The sequence below is a fragment of the Luteipulveratus flavus genome (assembly GCF_029439465.1).
Lineage (GTDB): Bacteria > Actinomycetota > Actinomycetes > Actinomycetales > Dermatophilaceae > Luteipulveratus > Luteipulveratus flavus.
In genome coordinates this window covers 107317-128185 of record NZ_JAROAV010000031.1, presented here as the reverse complement: position 1 = coordinate 128185, position 20869 = coordinate 107317, and the positions used below count along the sequence as shown (strand labels likewise).

Annotated in this window: 21 protein-coding genes; 9 read left to right on the top strand and 12 right to left on the bottom strand. The window is 70.0% G+C overall.

The features are described from left to right. Positions 1–69: 69 nt before the first annotated feature. Both P4R38_RS12550 and P4R38_RS12545 read right to left on the bottom strand, forming a co-directional pair. Positions 70–912, bottom strand: a complete 843-nt coding sequence (locus tag P4R38_RS12550; RefSeq protein ID WP_277192416.1) for an HD-GYP domain-containing protein — start codon at positions 910–912, stop codon at positions 70–72. 506 nt (positions 913–1418) lie between these two features. Beyond that, on the bottom strand, positions 1419–2606 hold the full coding sequence (locus P4R38_RS12545; RefSeq protein WP_277192415.1) for an HD-GYP domain-containing protein: 1188 nt from the start codon (positions 2604–2606) through the stop codon (positions 1419–1421). A gap of 502 nt (positions 2607–3108) precedes the next feature. Here P4R38_RS12545 and P4R38_RS20110 point away from each other — a divergent pair. Then, on the top strand, positions 3109–3183 hold the full coding sequence (locus P4R38_RS20110) for a 50S ribosomal protein bL37 (RefSeq protein ID WP_409201263.1): 75 nt from the start codon (positions 3109–3111) through the stop codon (positions 3181–3183). 87 nt (positions 3184–3270) lie between these two features. Here P4R38_RS20110 and rsrA read toward each other — a convergent pair whose 3' ends face one another. After that, positions 3271–3531 carry a mycothiol system anti-sigma-R factor gene (gene rsrA / locus P4R38_RS12540; protein ID WP_275238390.1) on the bottom strand — a complete coding sequence of 87 codons (261 nt, stop codon included), beginning with the start codon at positions 3529–3531 and terminating at the stop codon, positions 3271–3273. Next, on the bottom strand, positions 3528–4181 hold the full coding sequence (locus P4R38_RS12535) for a sigma-70 family RNA polymerase sigma factor (protein WP_275238389.1): 654 nt from the start codon (positions 4179–4181) through the stop codon (positions 3528–3530). Before P4R38_RS12535 ends, rsrA begins: the two co-directional genes overlap by 4 nt. Before the next feature lie 217 nt (positions 4182–4398). Between P4R38_RS12535 and P4R38_RS12530 the strand changes: the two genes are divergently transcribed. Beyond that, a complete protein-coding gene (locus P4R38_RS12530; RefSeq protein ID WP_275238388.1) occupies positions 4399–4944 on the top strand; it encodes a ferritin in 546 nt (181 codons plus the stop codon). Here the strand turns inward: P4R38_RS12530 and fgd are convergent. The 3 genes from fgd to P4R38_RS12515 are packed head-to-tail and all read right to left on the bottom strand — an operon-like array spanning position 4941 to position 7439. Beyond that, positions 4941–5948, bottom strand: a complete 1008-nt coding sequence (gene fgd, locus P4R38_RS12525) for a glucose-6-phosphate dehydrogenase (coenzyme-F420) (RefSeq protein WP_277192414.1) — start codon at positions 5946–5948, stop codon at positions 4941–4943. The two genes, P4R38_RS12530 and fgd, sit on opposite strands and share 4 nt — an antisense overlap. A gap of 25 nt (positions 5949–5973) precedes the next feature. After that, entirely contained in the window at positions 5974–6600 is a 627-nt protein-coding gene (locus P4R38_RS12520) for an alpha/beta hydrolase family protein (protein ID WP_277192413.1), read from the bottom strand. Between the two features lie 2 nt (positions 6601–6602). Then, positions 6603–7439, bottom strand: coding sequence for an SOS response-associated peptidase (locus P4R38_RS12515; RefSeq protein ID WP_277192470.1), 837 nt, complete (start codon positions 7437–7439; stop codon positions 6603–6605). A 107-nt stretch (positions 7440–7546) separates the two neighbouring features. Here P4R38_RS12515 and P4R38_RS12510 point away from each other — a divergent pair, with 107 nt between their 5' ends. The 6 genes from P4R38_RS12510 (at position 7547) to gabT (ending at position 13442) form a co-directional block, all read left to right on the top strand. Further along, positions 7547–8065 (top strand): DoxX family protein, encoded by a 519-nt coding sequence (locus tag P4R38_RS12510; RefSeq protein ID WP_277192412.1) that lies wholly within the window; start codon positions 7547–7549, stop codon positions 8063–8065. After that, complete coding sequence (gene aroA, locus P4R38_RS12505; protein WP_277192411.1) at positions 8065–9363, top strand: 3-phosphoshikimate 1-carboxyvinyltransferase; 1299 nt, start codon at positions 8065–8067, stop codon at positions 9361–9363. Before P4R38_RS12510 ends, aroA begins: the two co-directional genes overlap by 1 nt. Positions 9364–9373: 10 nt before the next feature. Beyond that, positions 9374–10378 (top strand): ribosome small subunit-dependent GTPase A, encoded by a 1005-nt coding sequence (rsgA, locus tag P4R38_RS12500; protein WP_277192410.1) that lies wholly within the window; start codon positions 9374–9376, stop codon positions 10376–10378. 35 nt (positions 10379–10413) lie between these two features. Continuing rightward, positions 10414–11184, top strand: coding sequence for a phosphatase PAP2 family protein (locus tag P4R38_RS12495; protein WP_277192409.1), 771 nt, complete (start codon positions 10414–10416; stop codon positions 11182–11184). Between the two features lie 31 nt (positions 11185–11215). Further along, positions 11216–12028, top strand: coding sequence for a histidinol-phosphatase (gene hisN, locus P4R38_RS12490; RefSeq protein WP_275238381.1), 813 nt, complete (start codon positions 11216–11218; stop codon positions 12026–12028). Between the two features lie 85 nt (positions 12029–12113). After that, a complete protein-coding gene (gabT, locus tag P4R38_RS12485) occupies positions 12114–13442 on the top strand; it encodes a 4-aminobutyrate--2-oxoglutarate transaminase (protein WP_275238380.1) in 1329 nt (442 codons plus the stop codon). A 76-nt stretch (positions 13443–13518) separates the two neighbouring features. Here gabT and P4R38_RS12480 read toward each other — a convergent pair whose 3' ends face one another. From P4R38_RS12480 to P4R38_RS12460, 5 genes are all read right to left on the bottom strand, one after another. After that, positions 13519–14808 (bottom strand): MFS transporter, encoded by a 1290-nt coding sequence (locus P4R38_RS12480; RefSeq protein WP_275238379.1) that lies wholly within the window; start codon positions 14806–14808, stop codon positions 13519–13521. Next, positions 14805–15449: an ArsR/SmtB family transcription factor gene (locus tag P4R38_RS12475; protein WP_275238378.1), complete on the bottom strand. Its 645-nt coding sequence runs from the start codon at positions 15447–15449 to the stop codon at positions 14805–14807. The genes P4R38_RS12480 and P4R38_RS12475 overlap by 4 nt, the downstream gene beginning before the upstream one ends. Positions 15450–15519: 70 nt before the next feature. After that, positions 15520–16872, bottom strand: coding sequence for a M16 family metallopeptidase (locus P4R38_RS12470; protein ID WP_275238377.1), 1353 nt, complete (start codon positions 16870–16872; stop codon positions 15520–15522). Beyond that, positions 16869–18143 (bottom strand): M16 family metallopeptidase, encoded by a 1275-nt coding sequence (locus P4R38_RS12465; protein WP_275238376.1) that lies wholly within the window; start codon positions 18141–18143, stop codon positions 16869–16871. The genes P4R38_RS12470 and P4R38_RS12465 overlap by 4 nt, the downstream gene beginning before the upstream one ends. Before the next feature lie 45 nt (positions 18144–18188). Further along, complete coding sequence (locus P4R38_RS12460) at positions 18189–19589, bottom strand: NAD(P)/FAD-dependent oxidoreductase (RefSeq protein ID WP_277192408.1); 1401 nt, start codon at positions 19587–19589, stop codon at positions 18189–18191. Between the two features lie 109 nt (positions 19590–19698). On the opposite strand from P4R38_RS12460, the gene P4R38_RS12455 reads away from it, so the two are divergent. Further along, a complete protein-coding gene (locus tag P4R38_RS12455; RefSeq protein ID WP_277192407.1) occupies positions 19699–20775 on the top strand; it encodes an FHA domain-containing protein in 1077 nt (358 codons plus the stop codon). Positions 20776–20869: the final 94 nt, after the last annotated feature.

Here is a 20869-nt window from a genome sequence, read left to right as displayed (position 1 = left end):
CACAGTAGAACCGTCCCAGTTCCTCCATCACATGCCCCGGCGCGCCGGCAACAATGGTACTAGAAATTCCTACCAGATTGCTCGGCTCACGGTGTCTGAACCCGCACTGCTCGCCAGTGGCGGCTCGCTTCCGCCCCCCGTCACGCGGGCAAGCACCTCGACAACCTCTGGGTCGTACTCGTAACCTAGGCCGAGGCGAAGGCGAAGCAAGGCTTGGTTGCGTTTACTTCCGTTTCCGCTGCTGAAATCGTCATAGGCATTGCAGACCTTCAAGATGCGGGCCGACAACGTAAGCGGCTCTCCCTCCTCGATCAGGCGCCGAAATGGAACTGCTTGTTGACGCACCACCTCGACGACACTCTCCGACGCACCGGTACGACTTACAATTTCCGCACCCTCATCAGCAATGCGTTGTTGATCACGCGGAGCAGCATCGACGGTAGCGCCGGCCGGAATCGGTTCCCCCAAAGAGACCTGGCCAATGTCGTGCAACAAGGCAGCACTTTCGAGGTCGGCCACTTGCTGGTCGGAAAGCTGCATAAAGCGACCTACCAGTGCCGCCAATCTGGAGACTCGCTGGGCATGTTCCTGATTTGTATAGCCCGCGAGATCAGTAAGTCTCGATAAGGCAGCGACCGCTTGTCGTCGAGCGGTCTGGGTTCGCTGCTGCCGCTGCATCGCAAACCTCATCAGGACTAGAGGGACCATGAACAGCGGCAATGCAAGGACGCCAAGGTGTTTGATACCTAGGGCGACCACCGTGCCGGTCGAAACAGCGGCGAGTGACGCCGGTACCATCTCAATCAAGTCTTCGCGACAGATGCGCCATAGGCCGCGGCCACTCCGAGCAACCCGTAAAGCAACTTGCATCAAAGTCTCTGCGACATGTCCAACTCCTGCGATGCACAGCATCGCTAACGCAACTTTCCACCGCGATGATTCCCACTTATCAGTTTCACTCGCCATAGTTCCCTGTGTCGCGAACTCAGCTTGTCTAAAGAGGAAAGCAATTAGCGCTATGTACAAGATTCTAATTGCATAAGCGGGAACGTCGACCTCCTGTCGGTCTCGAATCCATAGCGTCGCTACTCCTCCAACGAGAGCGGCGGTAGTCAGGACGACGACAGTGGCGACTCCGCAAGTAAGACGTTCGTCGTTCGGCAGTTTAGTGGAGAAAGCTAGTCCGACTGCTCCGGCGACCGCTACAGGTGACAAGCCTCGCTGTCCGAGGCCACCGAGACGGAGTAATTCGCCAATATACATAAGCAAGAAGAAGCACAGACAGACAACTACTTCACCGCTCGTAGTACGTGTTGGGCCGCTCACGAGCGCCAAGACGCTTGCACTGATCACTACGGCGGCTGAGGAAGTCGCCCACAGATCGGCAATTCTCCCTGCGGCGCGATCGCTGACGCTGATCACCGTACCGTCACAGCGACATGACCTGAGGTGATCAAGTCACTTACTCCAGGATCATTGTGATCAGGGGCTACCGCTTGCGACAGACCAAAGCTCTTCCGCTCGATACGACCTCGATCAGCGATACGGCCGAGAGATTCGACAAGCGATGGGTCGAGATGTGTGCCGCTGCGCGCCCGTAGAATCCGCAACGTTTCGTCTATAGTTACGTCCGCTCGCCCTCGCCTCACAGCTACGTACGTGTCACCAACAGCGATAATCCGGGCGAGCAACGGGATAGCCGAACCGGCTAAGCCATCTGGATAGCCGCGCCCATCCCACCTCTCGTGATGGTGGCGAATTGCAGCGACGCTCTCTTTCAAGAAGTCGATGTCCTCGATCATCGCGACCCCGCGATCTGGGTGAGAGCGAATCTGCCTGAGATCGGCGGCAGTCAAACGACCGTCAATACGGCTCTGCTGTAGTGCTGGCGCGACAAGACCGATATCGTGAAGAACTGCGGCAAATTTAAGCGCATCAAGTTGTTTTGGTCGCAACTTACGCTCTTCACCAATCAGTGCAGCGATACTCGCCACCGCGCTACTCGTACCCTTGATGGACGGGTGGCGCGCTTCGACGGCGGCTACCAGCGTACGCGTGGTTCGCAGCCGCGCATCCTCCTCAGCGAGCATTTGCTGGATGGACCATTGCGCTAGTAGCAGCGGCGCAACCACCAAGACGATCGAGACAGGGCCGAGCCCGTCTATCTGCCATAAGAACGCAAATAGAAAGGCTACCAAGCCATGGCCGATATAGGTGAGACCGCCGGCGCGCACAACATCCAAGATCGCCACGCGGAGAAGTGCCTGTGTCGTGATCCGCAGGACGCCGCCGAGGAGCATCGCGTTGACCAAAAGCATGATGCCAGCCGCCCCAACCATGGGCGCCAACATCCTAATGGAAATTCCAGCCGGACCTGGATCTATCGCCCCGGGGGACTGACCGCCGAATGCAAAATAGCAGAATCCACCGGTTAATCCAATGAGCCCGGACTGTACCGCGTTAAATGATCGACCGACGCGTTGCTGCTTCCGAAAGGCCAAGAGCGAAGTAGCGAATCCGATGACCGCCGCGCCAACGGCACCCACCAATCCGACGGCCGCAATAAGAACGATTGCGGTGAGTGCAACGCCCATGTTGCCGGACACTTGACGCGCCCTCAACAATTCTCCACACATGCCCATGAAAGTCAGCGCAAGAACCGCACCAAAGTCTAGCCGCTGATCGGTGCCGATGATCGATCCGACAATTCCGGCAACAAGACACGCGGTCAGCGCAAAAACATAAAGCCATACAGAGGTGGGTTTAATGGCCGTTCCTCCCCAGCAGAGATGCGGACACCGAGGCGCGGCCTCGCGTTTACGGCTCCCAGCTAACGGTGCCCTGGGACAACTGCTGGACGTGACCGTTGTGCATGCCGAGCATTGACGCCAGAAGCGACCACATGACGTTCCTCCTCCAGGCCACGCGGGGGGACGTGGCCTCGTGGTCTCGCCGACCCATGACGAGACATACGACTACTTTACCTGGACGCCCTAGAAGTCGCCAGGAATCTCTCAGGTGCGCAGTTGTCCTCCACCGCGCGACCTGTGGGACACTACCTCGGTTCGCCCTGGCCTGTCCGGGGTTCCACCAAGCAGGGAGCATCACATGAGCAAGCGCGCACGCAAGCGCCGCTCGCGCAAGGGCAAGGCCTCGAACCACGGCAAGAAGCCCAACGCTTGAGCAGGCGGCCGGCGACCGGCTGTCCTACGACACAGCCCCCGAGGTGCATCGGCACCTGCGGGGGCTGCGTTGTTGGTACGCGTGTGGTCAGTCGCGCTCGACCTGCACGCTCGTGACGGTGATGGAGATGCGCGTCATGATCTGGGCGCGCAGCGCGGTGGGCGCCTCCTCGCACGCGCAGGAGCGCTGCAGCAGCGACTTCAGCAGCAGGTCCCGCTCGTACTCATCCACGCAAGGCGGGCACTCCAGCAGGTGGTGCTTGAGCCGCTCCTGCGACGCGCGGTCGAGCTCGCCGTCCAGGTAGGCGTAGATCTGCTCCATGACGGCCTGGCACTCGGGCTTGGTCACGACGGCGCTCCCTCACGGATGAAGCCACGCTCCAGGGCGTAGTCCGTCAGCAGCTCGCGCAGCTGGCGACGGCCGCGGTGCAGCCGCGACATGACGGTGCCGATCGGAGTCTCCATGATCTCGGCGATCTCCTTGTACGCGAACCCCTCGACATCGGCGAGGTAGACCGCCATCCGGAAGTCGTCGGGCAGCTGCTGCAGGGCCCGCTTCACGTCGGCGTCCGGCAGGTGGTCCAGAGCCTCGACCTCGGCCGAGCGCAGCCCGCTGGAGCTGTGCGCCTCGGCGCGGGCCAGCTGGTAGTCCTCGATGTCGGAGGAGTCGGACTGCTGCGGCTGCCGCTGCTTCTTGCGGTAGGTGTTGATGTAGGTGTTCGTGAGGATCCGGTACAGCCAGGCCTTGAGGTTGGTGCCGGGCTTGTACTGGTGGAACGCGGCGTACGCCTTGGCGAACGTCTCCTGCACCAGGTCCTCGGCGTCGCTCGGGTTGCGCGTCGTGCGCAGGGCGGCGCTGTACAGCTGGTCCAGGAAGGGCATCGCCTCGCGCTCGAAGCGCGCGGCCCGCTCGGCAGGGGTCTCGGCCGCGACATCCACGGTGGCGTCGTCGGTGGTCCGGTCGTTCGGTGTCTCCGAGGAGACGGACTCGTCAGTCATCGCTGACCAGTTTAGTCCTCGGTCGGACACAGGCGTCTCCGAGCCGGATCGCACCCCATCGGTGCGGTACCCGGTCGGCGTACAGGCGGCGAGCAGCAACGAGAGCTCCTTCTGCTGTCGGCAAGCGGCGCGTGCCCACGAGGAGCACACCGGCGTCAACGCCGCCGACGCGTTCACCCATTCCCGCGGCCGCCTGAGAACCAGTACGTTTTCCGGCATGCCTCGCGCCAAGACCGCCCAGAGCTTCCGTGACCTGCTGTGCGACCAGGTACGGCATGAGTTCACCGCCTCGCAGCAGTACATCGCGATCGCGGTGTGGTTCGACGACCACGACCTCCCCCGGCTGGCGTCGCACTTCTACGCGCAGGCCGTCGAGGAGCGCAACCACGCCATGATGATCGTGCGGTACCTCCTCGACCGCGACTGGGGCGTCCGCATCCCCGGCGTCGACGAGGTGCGCGGCGACTTCGAGGCGCCGACCGAGCCGATCGCCCTGGCGCTGTCCCAGGAGAAGATCGTCACGACCCAGATCGAGGCCCTCTTCCGAGCAGCCCGGTCCGAGGGTGACGTCCTCGGCGAGCAGTTCATGCTCTGGTTCCTCAAGGAGCAGGTCGAGGAGGTCGCCGCCATGAACACGCTGCTCACGATCGCCGAGCGCGCCGGCAAGGACTGGTTCCAGATCGAGGACCACCTGGCCCGCGAGCGCGTCGGCGACCAGGGCGAGGACAGCTCCGCGCCGACGGCTGCCGGCGGTGCGCTCTAGGCCGACTGCTCCCGCAGCAGCGGGACGACGTCGCGCGAGAACTGGTCGAGGAACCGCCGCTGGTCGTGCCCCGGCGCGTGGAAGACCAGGTGGCTGAAGCCGAGGTCCAGGTACGGCTTGAGCTGCTCGACCACGGTCTCCGGCTCCGAGGCGACGATCCACCGCGAGGCGACCTGCTCGATCGGTAGCTCGTCGGCGACGCGCTCCATCTCCTGCGGGTCGTGCACCGAGTGCTTCTGCTCCGCGGTCAGCGACAGCGGCGCCCAGAACCGGGTGTTCTCCAGCGCCTGGTCGGGGTCGGTGTCGTAGGACACCTTGACCTCGAGCAGCTGCTCCACCGATCCGGCGTCCCGCTCGCCGGCCGCCATGCCGTCGTGCATCGCCGGCACGAGCTGGTCGGCGTACAGCTCGCGACCCTTCCCGGAGGTGCAGATCATCCCGTCGCCCATCCGGCCCGCGTACTTCGCCACGGTCGGACCGCCGGCGGCGACGTACACCGGGATCGGCTCGTCGGGGCGGTCGTAGATCGTGGCGTCCGAGGTGCGGTAGTAGTCGCCCTCGAAGGTCACCCGCTCCTGGGTCCACAGCCGTCGCATCAGCCGTACGGACTCCCGCAGCCGGCCGAACCGCTCCTTGAACTCCGGCCACTCCTGCTGGCCGACGGCGATCTCGTTGAGGGCCTCACCGGTGCCGACCCCGAGAATCACCCGACCCGGGTAGAGGCAGCCGAGGGTGGCGAACGTCTGGGCGAGAACCGCCGGGTTGTACCGGAACGTCGGGGTGAGGACCGAGGTGCCGAGCCGGATCCGCTCGGTCCGCTCCCCTGCAGCCGCGAGCCAGGTCAGGGCGTGCGGGGCGTGACCGCCGTTGTGCCTCCACGGCTGGAAGTGGTCGGAGGCGAACGCCGAGTCCAGCCCCACCGACTCGGCATGGACGGCGAGCTCGACGAGCTCGCGGGGGTCGAACTGCTCGGCTGATGCCTTGTACCCGATCGTGAGCGCCATGCGGCCAGGCTATGCCTGCGTGCGATCAGGCCGAGAGGGTGTTGAGCCAGGAACGCACCTCGTCGACGACGTCCTCGGGGTGCTTGCTGAAGCTGTGGTCGCCGCGCGCCCGGAACACGTGGGCCCGCGCGCCGAGCGCCTCGCGGACGTCCTCGGGTGATCCGAACGGGTCGCGGTCACCCTGCACGACGGCGAACGGGAGGCCGGCGTCGAGCACCAGCCGCGCCTCGGCCGCCCGCGAGCTCTCCGGCCGGCCCGGCGGGTGCAGCGGGAACGACAGCGCGAGGACGGCGTCCGCACCGACCTGGACGGCCGTACGGCACCCGACCCGGGCACCGGCCGAGCGCCCACCCTGGACCAGCGGCCTCGGCAGCCTCCAGCGCCCCGAGGTCAGGGCGGCCATCACCGGTAGCCACGCCCGGTCCAGTGTCGCCGGTGGAGGTGCCAGCCGCTTGCCCGCCACCCGCCACGGCTGCTCGACCAGCACGTACGTCCAGCCCTCGTCGACGATCGCCCGCAGCGCCTCCAGGTCCTTGGCGCCGATGCCGCCGCCGGCACCGTGGCTGAGCACGACCGAGCCCCGGGGGTCGCCGGCCCGCAGCACATGGGCGCGGGCCGTCCCGACCGGCGTCTCGATCTCCCGGACCGCCACGACTAGCGCGCCCCGATGACTTCGCCGGTCATCGGGTCGACGACGCCGTCGAGCTCCTCCTGACCCACCGGATCGACGAGCGCGGGCCCGTTGTTGCGGTTGCTGCTGACGGCCCGGCTGACCGGCCAGGCCTCGAACCGCCCCGGCGGCGCGCCCTGCAGGAGTCGCTCGACGACGTCCGGGTCCTTCTGCCCCGGATCCAGCCACGCCTGCCAGTCCCCGCGGTCCAGGACCATGGGCTGCCGGTCGTGGATCCGGTCCAGCCCGGGCTCCGCGGCGGTGGTGATGATCGCGTACGAGGCGAGCCAGGCGAGCGGGTCGTCGGGTTCCTTGCTGCGGTCCTTCCAGAACTCGTACACCCCGGCGAAGGCGATGCGGTCCCCGTCCGCGCGGCGGACGTAGAACGGCTGCTTGCGCGGCTTCCCCTTCGCGTCGACCGCGGTCGGGCTGGCCTGCCACTCGTACCAGCCGTCGGCGGGGATCAGGCAGCGCCGGGAGATGGCCGCCTTGGCGTACGCCCGGCTGCCCAGGATGTCCTCCGACCGGGCGTTGATCATGCGCGTGCCGACCTTGACGTCCTTCGACCACGGCGGCACCAGTCCCCAGGTGAGCAGCCGGAGCTGACGGGTCGGGTCGCCGTCGGCGTCGCCCCGCGGCCTGCGGGTCAGGACGACCGGGGTCTGCTTGGTGGGCGCCACGTTGAAGTCCGGCTCACCCACCGGCGGGTCCTGCGGGTTGACCAGGACGCTGCGGGTGGCCTCCTCCAAGCGGTCCTCGTCGATGTCGAACTCGTCGATCAGGTCCTCGGCGCTCGCGCTCGAGGCATAGCGGCCGCACATGATGGCGAGCATAGGCGCGTCCACGGACTCATCTCCCGCCCGGACGCCGCGCGGGCATACCGTAGGCCCAGGAGAAGCACCCCCGACCCACGCAAGGAGTGGAACGCATGCTCGTTCGTCGCCTGGCACGTCCCCTGCTCGCCTCGTACTTCGTCTACGAGGGCCTCAACAATGTGCGCACGCCCAAGGCGCACGCCGAGGAGCTCGCACCGTTCGTCGAGAAGGCCGCCAAGGAGACGGGCGTACCCAACGACCCGGAGCTGATCGTCCGCGGGGTCGGCGGCGCCCAGCTGGTGGGTGCCGCGCTGCTGGGCACCGGCCGGTTCCCGCGCCCCGCCGCGGTCCTGGTCGGCGCGCTCATGGGCCCCAGCACCTACGTGCACGAGGGGTTCTGGGCCGAGACCGACCCGGCGCGCAAGGCGCAGAAGAAGTCCGGCTTCTTCCGCAACGCCGCCATCCTCGGCGGCGTGATCCTGGCCGCCGTCGACACGGCCGGCAAGCCGAGCCTGCGCTGGCGGGCCGCCCAGGGCGCCGACCAGTCGCGCCGTGGTGCCCGGCGAGCCGCCCGCGCGGCGCGTCGTGAGGCGAAGCTGCTCGCGACCCAGGCGGGGAGCTCACTGCCCTGATGCCTGCTCGACCATCGCCCGCCACCGTCGACGCCGACTGGCCCGCCCCGTACGCCGAGGCGCCGATCGACGCGACGGTGACCGTCCCGGGCAGCAAGTCCTTGACCAACAGGTACCTGGTGCTCGCCGCCCTCGCCGGCGACGAGAGCCTGCTGCGCCGGCCGTTGCGCTCGCGCGACACCCTGCTCATGGCCGAGGCACTGCGCCGCCTCGGGACGGACATCTCGGACGTCGGTGGTGACTGGCTGGTCCGGCCCGGCGAGCTGCGCGGGCCGGCCAGCGTCGCCACCGGGCTGGCGGGCACGGTCATGCGGTTCGTCCCGCCGGTCGCGGCCCTTGCTCGCGGACCGGTCGCCTTCGACGGCGACGAGCACGCACGCTCGCGGCCGATGGGACCAGTGCTGCACGCGCTGCGCTCACTCGGTGTCGAGATCGAGGACGCGGGTACGCCGTGCCTGCCGTTCACGGTCCACGGCACCGGATCGGTCGCGGGCGGCACGGTCGTGATGGACGCCTCGGCGTCCTCCCAGTTCGTCTCCGCCCTCCTGCTGGCGGGGGCACGGTTCGACACCGGCGTCACGGTCGTCCACGAGGGCAAGCCGCTGCCGTCCCAGCCGCACGTCGACATGACGGTGGAGGCGCTGCGGGACGCCGGCGTGGTCGTGGACGACGGCGACGCCAACGCCTGGCGGGTCGAACCGTCGGAGATCCACTCCCTCGATGTGGAGGTCGAGCCCGACCTGTCCAACGCGGCACCGTTCGTCGCGGCGGCGCTGGTGGTCGGCGGAACGGTGCGCGTTCCGTCCTGGCCGCAGTTCACGACGCAGGCCGGAGACGCCATCCGCGACATCCTCGACGCGATGGGTGCCGAGGTGAGCCTCGGCCGCGACGGCCTCACCGTCCGCGGTTCCGGTGCCGTCGAGGGTGTGGACATCGACCTGCACGACGTCGGCGAGCTCACGCCGGTCGTCGCCGCGGTCGCCGCGCTCGCGTCGTCGCCCTCGCGGCTGCGGGGCATCGCCCACCTGCGCGGGCACGAGACCGACCGCCTGGCGGCGATCAGCACCGAGCTGCGCCGGCTCGGCGGCGACTGCGACGAGACCGAGGACGGCCTCGTCATCCACCCGCGGCGGCTGCACGGCGGCCTGATGCACACCTACGGCGACCACCGGATGGCGATGGCCGCCGCGGTGCTCGGACTCCGCGTGCCGGGCATCGTCATCCAGGACGTCGCCACCACCGGAAAGACCCTGCCCGACTTCACCGAACGCTGGACCGCCCTGCTGGGGCGGGCGTGAGGACGCGCCCGTGACGTCGGCTCGCCGCTACGACGAGAGCGACGTACGAATTCGTCCGAACCGCAAGGGTTCTCGGCCCCGCACGAAGGAACGGCCCGCCCACAAGGACGCCGTCATCGGCTTCGTCACCGGCGTCGACCGCGGGCGCCGGACGGTGCTCGTGGACGGCCGGACGGTCATCGCCATGCGGGCCAGGGAGCTGGGCCGGCAGAGCATCGTCGTGGGCGACCGGGTGGCGCTCGTCGGTGACACCAGCGGGGCCGAGGGCACGCTCGCGCGCATCGTCCGCATCGAGGAGCGCAGCAGCGTGCTGCGCCGCACGGCCGACGACACCGACCCCGTCGAACGCGTCATCGTCGCCAACGCCGACCAGCTCGTCATCGTCACCGCGCTCGCCGACCCCGAGCCACGCCCCCGCATGGTCGACCGCTGCCTCGTCGCCGCGTACGACGCCGGCATGGACCCGCTGCTCGTCCTCACCAAGGCGGACCTGCGCCCCGCCGAGGACTTCCTGAGCCGGTACGCGCCGCTGGACGTGCCGTACGTCGTCACCTCGGTCACCCAGGACGGCATCGCCGGTCTCGAGGAGGTCCACGAGCAGCTGGTCGACCGCGTCAGCGTCCTGGTCGGTCACTCCGGTGTCGGCAAGTCGACCCTGGTCAACGCGCTCGTGCCGGGCTCGGAGCGGGCCATCGGCCACGTGAACGCCGTCACCGGCCGCGGGCGGCACACCTCCACGTCGGCCGTCGCGCTGGCGCTGAAGGACGGAGGGTGGGTGGTCGACACCCCCGGCGTCCGCTCGTTCGGCCTCGCCCACGTCGACCCGACGAAGATCGTCAAGCTCTTCCCCGACCTGGAACCGGGCACCGCCGAGTGCCCGCGCGGTTGCACTCACGACGAGGAGGAGTGCGCCCTGGACGACTGGGTGGCGGAGGGCCACGCCGGCCCGGCCGGGCCCTCTCGGCTGGAGTCGTTGCGCCGGCTGCTGCGATCCCGCTCGGGTGAGTCCGAGTAGCCGGGCTCGTGCCTCCGCCCGCGACGTCGTCAGGGGTGTCGTCGCGCACACCCGGCCGCCGCGCCGCCCGCTTCGTCGTCGACAAGGCCGTCCGACCGGTGGCCGCCCGTCGGGACTGGCTGCGCGAGCACATCGTCGTGCTCGCCCTACTCGTCCTCGGAGTCGTGCTCAGCCTGGGACTGACCGCGTCTGCCGCGCAGGTGTACGAGTCGGTCGAGGACGGCGGGCATCTCGCCGGCCTGGACCAACCCGTCCTGCGTTCCGCCGAGCGGATGCGGACCCCGGCCAACAAGGAGGCTGTCACCTGGTTCACCGACCTCGGCGGCCCCCTGTGGTTCCCGGTGATCGCCGGCGTGATCCTGCTGGCGGTCGCGCTGTGGCGGCGCAGCGTGGAGCCGCTGGTGCTCGGTGCCATCGGCCTCGCCGGCGGGCTCGCCATGACGTCCGTCGGGAAGGCGGTCATCGGTCGGGCTCGGCCGCCGCTGCGCGACGCCGTGCCGCCGTACGAGTCGTCCCCGTCCTTCCCGAGCGGCCACGCCCTGATGGCGACCGTCCTGGCCGGGATCGTCGGCTACCTGCTGCTGCGCGCGGTCCTGCGGCCCTGGCTCCGCGCGCTGGTGGTGGCACTCTGCGCACTGTGGGCGCTCGCCATGGGTCTGTCGCGCGTCTTCCTCGGGCATCACTGGTTGACGGACGTCTGTGCGGGGTGGGTGCTCGGCCTCGGCTGGGTGGCGGCGATCGTGACGCTGCACCAGGCCTGGCTGCTGACCCGCGACGCAGACGGGGTTGAGCCCGAAGTGCGCTGACGGACGCCCCGGTTCGGCTACGGTCGGCCGGGTGCCGACGTACGACGACGACCTCCGCCTGGCCCACGTGCTGGCGGACGCGGTCGAATCCACCACCACCAGGCGGTTCAAGGCGAGCGACCTGGTCGTGGAGACCAAGCCGGACCTCTCCCCCGTCTCCGACGCCGACCTCGCGGCCGAGGAGCTGATCCGCGGTCAGCTGAAGCGGACCCGCCCCCGCGACGCGGTCTCCGGCGAGGAGTTCGAGACCACCGGCCACGGGCCACGGCGCTGGGTGATCGACCCGATCGACGGCACCAAGAACTTCGTCCGGGGCGTGCCCGTGTGGGCGACCCTGATCGGCCTGGTCGTCGACGAGAAGCCGGTCCTCGGTCTGGTCGCCGCACCGGCCCTGAACCGGCGCTGGTGGGCCGCCACGGGCTCGGGCGCGTGGACCGGTCGGAGCCTGTCCTCGGCCAAGCGCATCGGTGTCTCCAAGGTGTCGAGGGTCTCCGATGCGTCGATGTCGTACTCCTCACTCGGCGGGTGGGCGAAGGTCGGTCGCCGTGACCAGCTGCTCGACCTGATGGACGACTGCTGGCGCACCCGGGCGTACGGCGACTTCTGGTCGCACATGCTGGTAGCCGAGGGCGCCGTCGACATCGCCCCCGAGCCCGAGCTCGCGGTGTACGACATGGCCGCCCTGGTCCCGATCGTGCAGGAGGCGGGCGGCCGGTTCACCGGTCTGGACGGTCGCGAGGGCTGCTGGAGCGGCAACGCGCTGTCGACCAACGGCCTGCTGCACGACGACGTCCTGGCGCGGCTCGGGACCCGCGCGGACGCCGACACCCTGCCGACGGGCTGAGGCCCTGCACGCGGCCCCGGTGTCGGCGCTCGACCGGCGGTGGGAGGATGACCCGGTCTGAGCCGGCATGTCGGAAGGAGCCCCCATGACCGCCGTGACCACCGAGGTCCCGCAGCGCCGAGAGATCAAGACCGCCCTGCCCGGTCCCCGCTCGCAGGAGCTGGCCGCCCGCCGTGCGAACGTCGTCGCCGGTGGCGTCGGCTCCGTGATGCCCGTGTACGCCGCGCGCGCGTCCGGCGGGATCATCGAGGACGTCGACGGCAACCTGCTGATCGACCTCGGGTCGGGCATCGCGGTGACGACGGTCGGCTCGTCCGCGCCGCGCGTCGTCGAGGGCGTGCAGCGGCAGGTCGCCGACATCACCCACACGTGCTTCATGATCAGCCCGTACGAGGGGTACGTGCAGGTCTGCGAGCAGCTCGCCGAGCTCACCCCCGGCGACCACGCGAAGAAGTCCGCGCTGTTCAACTCCGGCGCCGAGGCCGTCGAGAACGCCGTGAAGATCGCCAGGTACGCCACCGGCCGGCAGGCCGTCGTCGCGGTCGACCACGCTTACCACGGCCGGACCAACCTGACGATGGCGCTCACAGCCAAGGCGATGCCGTACAAGAAGGGCTTCGGTCCGTTCGCGTCCGACGTCTACCGGGTGCCGACGTCCTACCCGTTCCGCGACCCGGAGGGCATGACCGGTGAGCAGGCCGCGCAGCGCGCGATCCTCGCCGCCGAGAAGGCCGTCGGCGCCTCCGACATCGCCGCGCTGATCATCGAGCCGATCCAGGGTGAGGGCGGCTTCATCGTCCCGGCTCCGGGGTTCCTCGCCGCCATCGCAGCGTGGTGCACCGACAACGGCATCGTGCTGATCGCCGACGAGGTGCAGAGCGGGTTCGCCCGCACCGGCGCGTGGTTCGCCTCCGACCACGAGGGCGTCGTCCCGGACCTCGTCACCACCGCCAAGGGCATCGCCGGCGGACTCCCGCTCGCTGCGGTCACCGGCCGCGCCGAGCTGATGGACTCCGTCCACTCCGGTGGCCTCGGCGGCACGTACGGCGGCAACCCGGTCGCGTGCGCCGCGGCACTCGGGGCCATCGAGACGATGCGCGAGGAGAACCTCGTCGAGCGCGCGCAGCACATCGAGGACCTCGCCCTCGGCCGGCTGCGCGAGCTGCAGCAGGCCAACCCCGCGATCGGCGACGTCCGCGGGCGCGGCGGCATGCTGGCGATCGAGATCGTCAAGCCCGGCACGACCGAGCCCGATGCCGCACTGACCGCCGCGGTCGCGAAGAAGTGCCACGAGCAGGGCGTCGTGATCCTCACCTGCGGCACGTACGGCAACGTCATCCGGCTGCTGCCGCCGCTGGTGATCAGCGACGAGCTGCTGCTGGAGGGCCTGGACGTCCTCGCCGCCGCCTTCTGACGGCGGCGCTCCTCGGATCGAACCGAGATCGGTGCTCCTGACGCAGCTCGAACCGCGTCAGGAGCACCGATCGCAGTCAGGGCGCCGGAACGACGGGCTGGTCGCCGCGGACCTCGGCGGCTGTCTCGTCCGCCGTCGCGCGCCGCGGGGCCGAGCCGAACTCACGGAAGCTGCGGCGGGCCAGCGGCAGCAGCGTCACCACGAAGTAGGCCAGGCCGAGACCGAGCATCGCCCACCGGACGCCGGCCAGCGTGACGAGCGCACCGCCGACCAGGCCGCCGAACGGGATACCCACCCAGCACAGAGCGGTGCTCAACGAGGACACCCGGCCCATCAGCGGCTTCGGGATGCGCTCGAAGATCACCGCGCCGAGGATCGGGTTGAGGAACCCCGAGGCGAAGCCGGCGACCGCCAGCGTGACCATGACGACGGCGACCGGTGAGTCGAGGGCGTAGACCAGGAACCGCGGCAGCCCGGTGACCAGGAACGCGACCGCGTACACCGGCAGTCGAGGCAGTCGCTCCCCCAGCGCGGCGGCCAGCGCGGCACCCCCGACCGAGCACGCCGAGAAGACCGCGAACATCAGCCCCAGCAGGCCGGCGCCGTGGCCAGCGTCCTTGATCCACACCGGCAGCACCACCGAGCTCCACGCCTGGTCCAGCAGGTTGGTGAGCGCCAGCATCGTGACGATCCCGACCAGCACGGCGTCCTTGCGCAGGAAGTCCCAGCCATCCTCGAGCTCGTCCCGGTAGGTCGTGATCGACGCGCCGGTGGCCACCGGCTCCGCCGGTCGCGGCGTGGCGGGGATGCCCCACCGGACCAGAAGTGCGGCGAGGGCGAAGGTCGCGGCGTTGACCGCCAGCGCCTGGCTCGGCCCGACCAGCGCCACCAGACCGCCGGCGAGACCGGCCCCGACGGTGGTCCCGAGCCGCTCGATCACCCCGGCGACGCCGGTCACGCGCTCCAGCGGCATGTCGGCCTGCTCCGCCACGTCCGGCACCATCGAGTACTTGGCGCTGTCGGAAGGTCCACGGAGGGCACCCATCGCGAAGACGATCGGGAGCAGCAGGGGGAACGTCAGCGCCCCGAGCAGGTGCAGCAGCGGCACGAGCCCGACCACCAGGACCGAGACCGCATCGCACGACACGGCGACGCGGCGGGCTCCCACGCGATCGATCAGCGGCCCACCCAAGGCCTTGGACAGGACGTACGGCAGCATCTCGGCGAACGCGACCAGCCCGGTGAGCGACGCACTGCCGGTCGTGGTGAGCACCAGCCACGGGATCGCGATGGTCGACAGCCGCGTTCCCGCGATGGAGAACGTCTCTGCTACAGCCAGCGCGGCAAAGGGCCTGCGACGGCTCATGGCTGGGCCTCTTCGTCCCGGTGAGTGATCCGTCCCGGCTGCGGAAAGGCCTGGACCTGAACGGTGTAGAGCTCGGTGCCCTCCGGTCGAGGGCCGCCGAGCGCAGGCGTCTGCTCGGCCACCTCGCGCACGACGTCGTACAACCGGTCACGCAGTGCGCGCGCCTGAGCCGCGGTCAGCACCAGAGTCTGGTCGCTCGATCCGGCCGTCTCCTGCCACTCCGGCGGCAGCTCGAGGTACTCCTGGACCGCGCGCTGGGCGTTGGCGGTCTGCACGGTCAGGGCGGCCTGGGCGAACGCGATCCCGGCCTCCCGCTGCTCCTGCGTGGAGTCGTCCTTGAGGAAGTGCGTCGACTGGTGACGGGCACGCCACCACCGGTCGCGCTTGCTGCCGCGGGCGTCGTCCTCCTCGATGAAGCCGTGCTGCGCGAGCTGTCGCAGGTGGTAGCTGGTGGCGCCGGAGTTGAGGTCCAGCCGGTCCGCCAGCTGCGTGGCCGTCGCGGGACCGTCGAGCCGCAGCATGCCGAGCATCCGCAGCCGGACGGGATGGGTGAGCGCCTTCAGCGCGGTGGCGTCGGGCACGACACTGCTGACGGTGCGAGCAACCGGCGTCGCGTCCTCGGTGCCTTCGGAGGGGCTCATGCCTTCACCGTAAACCGCAAACGCCTGTTTGCAAAGATCTGTTTGCAAACAGGTGTTTGCGGTCTCGTTATCACGCGATGACGGTGACCTCACCGAGCCCAAGGGCGCGGACGGCATCGGCATGCTGCTCCGCGTCCCCGACCAGCACCGTCGTCCAGGAGCCCACGACGGCCGCCCACGCCTCCTGCAGCCGCTCCGGCGTGAGGTCGCGCACCTGCTGGAGGTAGTCGGTCACGAACCCCGTGCCCAGGCCGTCCAGCCGCAGCCGTACGGCCTCGTCGGCGACCGCGTCCGCCGTCGCGTAGCGCGCGGGTGCGGTCATGCCGATGTAGTCGATCGCCGACCGCGTCTCCTCCTGGGTGAAGCCTTCCGCCGCACTCTCCAGCACACCGACCAGCAGCTCGAGGGACTCGGCCGTGACGTCGCCCCGCACCGAGCCGGCGGCGACGAAGACCCCGTCGTGGCGGCGCGGCCGGAAGACGGTCCGCATCCCGTACGTGTAGCCCTTCTCCTCACGCAGCAACGCGTCCACCCGCGCACCGGGAGAGCCGCCGAGGACGAAGCTCAGAGCCGGGTACGCGGCCCAGCCGCCCTCCGCCCGCCGGTTCGGGCCCAGCGTGCCGACGTACATCTCGGTCTGGACCGAGCCCGGACGATCGACGAAGACGATGCGCTGCGACTGGGGGTCGCGTACGTCCCGCGCATCAGCGAGATCCGTTGCGGTAGAGGCAGGCTCGGCATCCCATGCGCCGATGGTCCGCTCGAGCTCGTCGACCACGGCGGCGTCGTCGACGTCGCCGGCCACGACGACCGTGCCACCCTCCGGCCGGACCCACGAGCGGTGGTACGAGGCGCAGTCCGCGCTCTCGATCGGCTCGACGGTGTCGCGCGCGCCGGCGGTCGGTCGGGACCCGCGGGAGTCGTCGGTGTAGAACGTCCGAGCCCACTCCAGGGCGGCCCGGGACGCCGCGCCCGCGCGCTCGTGGTCGATCTCGGAGAGGCGCTGACGGACGTGTCGCCGGACCTCGGTCCCGTCGAAGACCGGCTCGCCGAGGCACTCCGTGGTCAGCTCCAGCGCGCGACCCAGCCGAGCGGTCGTGGCCTCGACCTCCACCACCAGGCCCTGCTCGGTGACACCCGCGCCCAGGCCGATGCCGTTGCGCTCGAACAGCTCGGCGAGCTCCTCACCGGTGTGCGAGCGCGTTCCCTCGTCCATGGTGCGCGACACGATGGAGGCCACGCCCTCCCGCGAGCGCGGCTCGCCCGACAGCAGGGACGGCAGCGCGATCCGGGTGGAGGCGACGTGCTGCCCGGGCAGCCGGTAGACCAGGGCTCGCATGCCGTTGGACAGCCGGTGCTCGGCAGGCGCCGGGAACGCCCACGGCTCGGGGGGTGCCACGTCCGGGCGGGCGGGGGTGCTCATGCGCCGGCTTCCTTCCGGTAGGCCACGACGGCTCGGCACTGCGGGGTGAGCCACCGTGCGGCGACGTCCCTGATGCGCTCCGGCGTCATGGCGCCGACCTTGTCGAGGTAGGTGTTCACGTACTGCGGGTCGTCGTGCAGCAGGGTGTACTGGCTGATCGTGTCCGCCCGCTCGTCGTGGGAGGCGAGCGCCGAGAGCCACCACCGCTCGGTGTCGTTGAGCAGCGTCTCCATCTCCACGTCCGTCGGGCCCTCCTCGCCGAGACGGACGAGCTCCTCGCACACTGCCTCTTCGACCGCGTCGGGATCCACGTCGTCCGAGACGTCGGCGACCAGCAGGCCGAGCGAGGTGCCGTCGACCAGCCCCATCGCCGTGCGGGACACCGAGGTCGCGATCTGCTCGCGACGCACGATGCGGCGGTACAGGCGCGAGGTCGCGAGGCCACCGAGCAGGTCCATCGCCAGCTCGGCGGCGTCGAACTCGGGCGAGCCCGCGACCGGCAGCCGGAAGGCGAGGTAGAGCCGGTTGCTCGGGACGTCCTCGGTCAGCTCGACCCGGACCGGGGCGGCCAGAGGTTCCAGCGGCTCCACCGGCCCGCGGGACGACTCAGCCGAGGCCGGGAGGTGTCCGAAGTAGCGCTCCGCGGCAGCGAGGCCGTCCTGCGCCGTGACGTCCCCCACCAGGGTCAGGACCGTGTTGTTCGGTCCGTAGTAGCGCCGGAAGAAGTCGTGCACGTCCTCCAGGGACGCCGCGTCCAGATCGGCCATCGACCCGATCGTCGAGTGGTGGTACGGATGGCCCGCGGGGAAGACGGCGGCGTACACCTCCTCCAGCGCGTGGCCGTACGGGCGGTTGTCGTACCGCTGCCGCTTCTCCTCCTTGACCACGTCGCGCTGGTTGTCCAGGTTCCCCTGGTTCACGGCGTCCAGGAGGTACCCGTGCCGGTCGGCCTCCATCCACAGCGCGAGCTCGTACGCCCCGGTGGGCACCGTCTCGAAGTAGTTGGTGCGGTCGAACCACGTGGTGGCGTTGAGGCGGGCGCCCTGAGCCATCAGCCGCGAGAAGTGCTCTCCCTCGGCGACGTTGCGCGAGCCCTGGAACATCAGGTGCTCGAACAGGTGGGCGAACCCCGTCTTGCCCTCCCGCTCGTGCCGCGAGCCGACGTTGACCCAGAGGTTCACGGTGACCGTGGGCACGCTGTGATCGGGTGAGACGACGACCCGCAGCCCGTTGTCGAGCGTGCGTTGATGGATGGGGTAGTCCAGCGGCATGCCCGCCACCCTAGGTCGCCGCACGCAGGCCACCGCCGCGCGGGCTCAGCCGACCGTCTGCTCGACCCGCTCGCCGGCGTTCCGGTCCAGGTTCAGCGAGGGCGTGAAGTCGTCCCCGAGACGCTCGAGCGCGAGGCGTGCGTAGATCTGCTGCTCGGTCGAGGTGCGCTCGCCCCGGGCCCGGCCGAGGAAGGCGACGGCCCAGTGCAGCAGGGTCGTGATGCGGCTCTTGAACCCGATGATGTAGACGAGGTGGACGGCCAGCCACATCGCCCACGCGACGAAGCCGGACAGCCGCAGCCGACCGATGCTGGCGACCGCGCTGAACCGCGAGATCGTCGCCATGCTGCCCTTGTCCTTGTAGCGGAACGGGCCCTCGGGAGCCTCGCCCGCGAGGCCGCGCTTGATCTGACGAGCGGCGTAGCGCCCGCCCTGGATGGCGACCTGCGCGACTCCGGGCAGCCGATCGAGGGAGATCATGTCGCCGACGACGTGGACCTCGGGGTGGCCGGGCAGGGTCAGGTCGGGCTGCACCTCGATCCGGCCGGCGCGGTCGACACCGGCCCCGGACTGCTCGGCCAGCTGCTGGCCGAGCGGGCTGGCCTGAACGCCGGCCGCCCAGACCTTGCAGATGGACTCGATGCGGCGGTGCTCGCCGTCCTGGTCCTCGATCTCGATGCCGGTCGCGTCGACGTCGACGACCTTGGCGCCCAGCTGGACCTCCACGCCCATCTGCTCCAGGCGCTGCTGCGCCTTGCTGCCGAGCCGGTCGCCGAACGCGCCCAGGACCGAGGGCGCCGCGTCCAGGAGGACGACGCGCGCGACGGTCGGGTCGATGTTGCGGAAGTCGCGCCGCAGCGTCCGCCGGGACAGCTCGCTGATCTGGCCGGCCATCTCGACGCCCGTCGGCCCGGCGCCGACGACGACGAACGTCATCAGCGCGGAGACCTCGTCGTGCCGACCCGCGGCCGCCGCGATCTCGGCGAGCTCGAACGAGCCGAAGATGCGCCCGCGCAGCTCGAGGGCGTCGTCCACCGACTTCATGCCCGGCGCGAAGCGGGCGAACTGGTCGTTGCCGAAGTAGGACTGACCGGCGCCGGCCGCGACGATCAGGCTGTCGTAGTCGTACGTCTCGGTGCTGTCCAGCGCCTTCGCGACGACCTGCTTGCGCTCGAGGTCGATCTCGTTGACGTGGCCGAAGATGACCTCGGCGTTGCGCTGACGGGCCAGTACCTCACGGGTCGCCGGGGCGATCAGGCCCTCGGACAGGATGCCGGTCGCGACCTGGTAGAGCAGCGGCTGGAACAGGTGGTGGGTGGTCGAGGAGATCAGGGTGACGTCCACGTCGGCACGCTTGAGAGCGCGCGCACTGAAGAGTCCCCCGAACCCGGAGCCGATGATCACCACACGGTGCCGACCGGTCGGCACATGTCCCTTGTTGCTCATACTGAAAGGGTAGTAACCACAGCGTGACGCGCTAGGACGCTGATCACACGGCGATACGCTGGCCGCAAGGACAGGACGCAGGACCACCCGACTGAGGCTGGAGACCGCTATGACTCACCCCCATGACGCCTACCGCGCGCCGGACAGCGCGAGCGGCGAGTACCAGTCACAGCCGCGCGGTGGCGCCCACCCGGCCGGGTCGTACGACGCCTCCCAGTACGACCCGGGCTACTCCTCGTCGCCGCAGGGCGGGTACGACCAGGGTCAGTCGCCCTACGACCAGGGCCAGTACGCCGCTGCGCCCGCCCCCGGGGCCGCGGCGCCGATCGTGTGGGGCAGCACCTCCGCGACCGGGGCGCCGGCGTGGTCGGGTCCCTCGGCCCGTGGCGGCTCGCGACAGGCGCCCGTCCAGGAACCGGCGTACCAGGGCGGCGGCTCAGCCGTCGGCGGCTGGCAGCAGGCACCGTCCTCCTCGGCCGGCTGGGCGGACGCACCCGCGCGCAGCGAGTCGATCTCCGACGTCCCCGAGCGCCCCGAGGTGCCCGCTCAGCCCGGGCCCGACGTACCGGACCGCCCGTCAGAGCCGGACAGCCCGGACCAGCCGGGCAACCCGCCTCAGCCACCGGCTCCGAGCCCGACGCCCTCGCCGGCACCGGACCCCGCCTCCTGGGGTGCCGAGCCGGGTCAGGGCAGCCGCGTCCCCTGGGGCGAGCAGCAGCGCTCCTCGGCTCCCGAGGCGCCGTCGTCGTGGGCGCAGTCCCCTGCCTCGGCCCCGTACCAGTCCCCGCAGCAGCACGTCCCGAGCGACCGCCGGCCGCCGGCGTACGACGGTCCGCCCGCAGCCGCGAACGCTCCGCTCGCCCCGTCGGAGGCGGCCGAGGCGCTGCCGACGCAGATGACGCCGGCCGTCGCGCCGCCGACCTCGGGGCAGGAGGCGGCCGAGGAGGCCCTCACCATCGGCCGCGGCCGCGCCAACTCCATCGTGCTGGACGACATGCTCGTGTCCCGCCAGCACGTGCGGATCACCGTGGACGACGAGGGCCTCGTGCTGGAGGACCTCGGCAGCCGGAACGGGACCTTCGTCAACGGACGTCGGATCGAACGCACGCACCTGCACGAAGGTGACCGCATCGGTATCGGGGCCTCGACGTTCGAGGTCCGGGACGGCTGGCTCGTCTCGATCTGATCGCCGCACCCGGCCACCCTGCCGATCGGTAGGGTGGCTGGCGCCTGCGGGGGAAGTCACGGTCGAGGCCGAGGCAGTCGGTTTCGTGGGTGCT

What these genes read in the sequence shown, in the direction of transcription:
- P4R38_RS12550 (WP_277192416.1), bottom strand. Translation starts at nt 912, where the DNA reads ATGCTGTGCATCGCAGGAGTTGGACATGTCGCAGAGACTTTGATGCAA.
- P4R38_RS12535 (WP_275238389.1), bottom strand. Translation starts at nt 4,181, where the DNA reads ATGACTGACGAGTCCGTCTCCTCGGAGACACCGAACGACCGGACCACC.
- P4R38_RS12530 (WP_275238388.1), top strand. Translation starts at nt 4,399, where the DNA reads ATGCCTCGCGCCAAGACCGCCCAGAGCTTCCGTGACCTGCTGTGCGAC.
- fgd (WP_277192414.1), bottom strand. Translation starts at nt 5,948, where the DNA reads ATGGCGCTCACGATCGGGTACAAGGCATCAGCCGAGCAGTTCGACCCC.
- P4R38_RS12515 (WP_277192470.1), bottom strand. Translation starts at nt 7,439, where the DNA reads ATGTGCGGCCGCTATGCCTCGAGCGCGAGCGCCGAGGACCTGATCGAC.
- P4R38_RS12510 (WP_277192412.1), top strand. Translation starts at nt 7,547, where the DNA reads ATGCTCGTTCGTCGCCTGGCACGTCCCCTGCTCGCCTCGTACTTCGTC.
- aroA (WP_277192411.1), top strand. Translation starts at nt 8,065, where the DNA reads ATGCCTGCTCGACCATCGCCCGCCACCGTCGACGCCGACTGGCCCGCC.
- gabT (WP_275238380.1), top strand. Translation starts at nt 12,114, where the DNA reads ATGACCGCCGTGACCACCGAGGTCCCGCAGCGCCGAGAGATCAAGACC.
- P4R38_RS12480 (WP_275238379.1), bottom strand. Translation starts at nt 14,808, where the DNA reads ATGAGCCGTCGCAGGCCCTTTGCCGCGCTGGCTGTAGCAGAGACGTTC.
- P4R38_RS12475 (WP_275238378.1), bottom strand. Translation starts at nt 15,449, where the DNA reads ATGAGCCCCTCCGAAGGCACCGAGGACGCGACGCCGGTTGCTCGCACC.
- P4R38_RS12470 (WP_275238377.1), bottom strand. Translation starts at nt 16,872, where the DNA reads ATGAGCACCCCCGCCCGCCCGGACGTGGCACCCCCCGAGCCGTGGGCG.
- P4R38_RS12465 (WP_275238376.1), bottom strand. Translation starts at nt 18,143, where the DNA reads ATGCCGCTGGACTACCCCATCCATCAACGCACGCTCGACAACGGGCTG.
- P4R38_RS12460 (WP_277192408.1), bottom strand. Translation starts at nt 19,589, where the DNA reads ATGAGCAACAAGGGACATGTGCCGACCGGTCGGCACCGTGTGGTGATC.
- P4R38_RS12455 (WP_277192407.1), top strand. Translation starts at nt 19,699, where the DNA reads ATGACTCACCCCCATGACGCCTACCGCGCGCCGGACAGCGCGAGCGGC.